We start from the raw sequence: 351 nt of genomic DNA, 5'->3' as shown, positions 1-351 counted from the left end.
GGTCAGCGGGATCTTGATGGTGACCGAGGCGCCCTCGCCGGCCACGCTCTTGATGTCGATGGTGCCGCCGATCTGGTCGATATTGGTGCGCACCACGTCCATGCCGACGCCGCGGCCGGACACCGAGGTCACTTGCGCTGCGGTCGAGAAGCCCGGCGCGAAGATGAACTTGTGGATCTGGGCCTCGGTCATCTTCTCCAGTTCGGCCTCGGTGACGAGACCGTTCTGGAGCGCCTTGGCCTTGATCCGCTCGGTGTTGAGCCCGCGGCCATTGTCGGCGATGCAGATGATGATGTGGCCGCCTTCGTGATAGGCGGACAGGCGAATGGTGCCCTGCTCGGGCTTGCCGCT

1 protein-coding gene is annotated in these 351 nt (G+C 65.0%); it reads right to left on the bottom strand.

Annotation, left to right across the window (positions count from 1 at the left end):
- On the bottom strand, window positions 1–351 hold a 351-nt coding region (locus BraRD5C2_RS33565; RefSeq protein ID WP_249788376.1), incomplete at both ends, for an ATP-binding protein.

Source organism: Bradyrhizobium sp. RD5-C2 (assembly GCF_019972155.1).
GTDB lineage: Bacteria > Pseudomonadota > Alphaproteobacteria > Rhizobiales > Xanthobacteraceae > Bradyrhizobium.
Note: the sequence above shows the minus strand (reverse complement) of the source record. Positions and strands in the feature narration are given on the sequence as shown.